We start from the raw sequence: 3,055 nt of genomic DNA, 5'->3' as shown, positions 1-3,055 counted from the left end.
CGAGACAACCCGCCCACCCCCGAGCTGTTCGTCCTCCTCGGCCCGGACTCGGACGTCGGCCGCCACCTGGCCCGCCGCCGGTACGCGGCCGGCCTCGCCGCCCTGCGCCGCTGGAAGGCGGCCCTGCCCGCAGGCAGCCCCCACGCCGACGTCGTCACCCACCTCTCCGCCCCCGGCCGCCGCCTCGACACCGGGCACGCCGTGAAGACCCTCCGCGCCGCCCGCCAGGCCCGCATCCCCGCCGTCCTGACCAACGCCGTGCGCTACGCGGCCCCGGACGGTGCCGCCACCGCGGACGTCCTCGACGCCGTCCGTGCCCTCAGCTCCCTCGACGCCCTCCACGACCTGCAACCCAACGGGCAGGGCTGGCTCAAGTCCACCGCCGCCATGCACCGCATCGCCCACGAGGTCGCCTCCGCCGCCGACGACCGCCCTGCCCCCCTGCTCGAGGCCACCCGCCGCCTCGCCGAGGCCTGCGCGCTCGACCCCGAGACCGACCTCGGCTGGGGCGTGCCCCGCGTCCCCGAGGCCGCCGTCATCGGCATCGACGGCCCCCCGGAGCACGTGCTGCGCGCGCGCACCCGCACCGGCCTCCTCGCCCGCTACCCCCACCTCCACACCGGGGGAGGCCTCCCCGGCACCAGCCAGGCGGCCCGGGACCTGCAGGACCGCGCCGAACACGAGCTCGGCATCATCACCCGACTCGGCTTCTCCTCCTACTTCCTCACCGTGGCCGCCGTCGTCGACCTCATCGAGGGCATGGGCATCCGCGTGGCCGCCCGCGGCTCCGGCGCCTCCTCCCTCGTCAACCACGCCCTGCGCATCTCCCATGTCGACCCCATGGCCAACGGCCTGATCATGGAGCGCTTCCTCTCCACCGACCGCTCCACCCTCCCGGACATCGACATCGACGTGGAGTCCGCCCGCCGCCACGAGATCTACCACGCCGTCGTCGATCGCTTCGGCGCCGAGCGCACCACCCTCATGAGCATGCAGAACGCCTACCGGGCCCGCGGCGCCGTCCGCGACGCCGGCCTCGCCCTCGGCATGCCCGAACCCGAGGTGGACGCCATCGCCAAGCAGCTCTGGCGCTTCTCCGCCTCGAACTTCCGCGAGGCCCTCCAGCGCATGCCCGAACTCGGCGGCCTCTCCCGCCGCATCGAGTCCGGCCGCGCCGAGGGCGACCGCCAGCTGGACCTGCTCGTCGACCTCACCGAACGCCTCGACCGCCTGCCCCGCCACATCTCCATGCACCCCTGCGGCGTCATCCTCGGCGACGCCACCCTGCTGCACCGCACCCCCGTCCAACCCTCCGGCATGGGCCTGCCCATGAGCCAGTTCGACAAGCACGACATGGACCCCATGGGCTTCCTCAAGCTCGACATCCTCGGCGTGCGCATGCAGTCCGCCATCGCCTACACGATCGCCGAGGTCGAACGCACCACGGGCGAGCGCATCGACCTCGAACAGGTGCCCCTCGACGACCCCGCCACCTACGCGATGATCCGCACCACCCACACCCTCGGCTGCTTCCAGATCGAGTCCCCGGGCCAGCGCGAACTCGTCGGCAAACTCGCCCCCCGCGAGTTCAACGACCTCACCGTGGACATCTCCCTCTTCCGCCCCGGCCCCATGCAGTCCGACATGGTCCGACCCTTCCTCGAACAGCGGCACGGCTGGGCACCCGCCCACTACCCGCACCCCGACCTGCGGCCCGTCCTCGCCGAGACCCACGGGGTCACCGTCTTCCACGAACAGGTCCTGCGCACCATGGACGTCATGACCGGCTGCGGACTGGCCCGCGCCGACGAGCACCGCCGCCTCCTCGGCGGCCCGCAGGAACACCTCGTCGAAGAGGCCTTCCGCACCGGCGCCCTCGCCCGCGGCTACTCCCTCGAAGTCATCGACGAGGTCTGGGCCACCCTCTCCGCCTTCGGCTCCTTCGGCTTCTGCAAGGCCCACGGCGCCGCCTTCGCCGTCCCCACCTACCACTCCGCCTGGCTCAAGACCCACCACCCCGCCGCCTTCATGGCCGCCATCCTCGAACACAACCCCGGCATGTACCCCGCCCGCCTCATGGTCGCCGAGGCCCGCCGCATGGGCATCCCCGTCCTCCCCGTGGACGTCAACGCCTCCTCCCGCCACGTCCACGTCGAATGGGTCCCCGCCCACCCCGAGATCGACGACGGCGCCCCCGGCCGCTGGGGCATCCGCCTGCCCCTCACCAGCCTCTCCGGACTCAGCGAAGCCGAGACCGACCGCCTCGACGCCGGCCGCCCCTACCGCTCCCTCGCCGACGTCCGCGACCGCGCCCGCCCCACCGCCCGCAACCTCGAACGCCTCGCCCAGCTCGGCGCCCTCGACTGCCTCCTCCCACCCGGCGGCGCCTCCCGCATCGACCTCGTCCACCACCTCGAACTCCAGCACTCCACCACCCACGGCACCGCCCCCGGCCGCACCGCCCCGCGCTCGCGGTCCGCCCGTCCACGGCAGGTGGAGGGCCAGCTGGCCCTGGACCTGCCGGACACCGAGCTCACCGCCCTCGCCCCGCTCTTCCCGGACCCGGCCCCGGCCGCCCGGGTCCGCACCGAGCTGGAGCTCACCGCCCTGGACGTCACCGCCCACCTCATGGACTCCCACGCCCCGTACCTGGACGCGCTCGGCGTCACCCGGGCGAAGGACCTGCTCGGGCTGCGCACGCAGTCCCGGGTGCTCGTGGCCGGGGTGCGCGTGGCCACCCAGACCCCGCCCATGCGCAGCGGCAAGCGGGTGGTGTTCCTCTCCGTGGACGACGGCACCGGCTGCGTGGACGCCTCCTTCTTCACGGAGGCCCAGCACGCCTCCGGGGAGATGCTCTTCTCCGCCCGCCTCCTGCTGATCGAGGGCACCGTCCGGCGCACCGGCGACCGGGCCGTGTCCGTCCAGGCCGTGCGCGCCTGGGACCTGCACCGGCCCGAGACGCTCCCGGACCCCGACTACCTGGACGCCACCCGGCAGCAGTGGCGGGACTGGCTCGCGGCGGACCGCCGAGCCGCCGCCGCGCGCCGCAGCAGCC

The 3,055-nt window shown here is 74.1% G+C and carries 1 protein-coding gene; it reads left to right on the top strand.

From position 1 onward, the window contains the following. Window positions 1-3,055, top strand: a 3,055-nt coding sequence (gene dnaE, locus HMPREF3105_RS07520) for a DNA polymerase III subunit alpha (RefSeq protein ID WP_070709085.1), incomplete at both ends; no start/stop codon positions are given.

The organism is Micrococcus sp. HMSC31B01, assembly GCF_001816085.1.
Taxonomy (GTDB): domain Bacteria; phylum Actinomycetota; class Actinomycetes; order Actinomycetales; family Micrococcaceae; genus Micrococcus; species Micrococcus luteus.
Note: the sequence above shows the minus strand (reverse complement) of the source record. Positions and strands in the feature narration are given on the sequence as shown.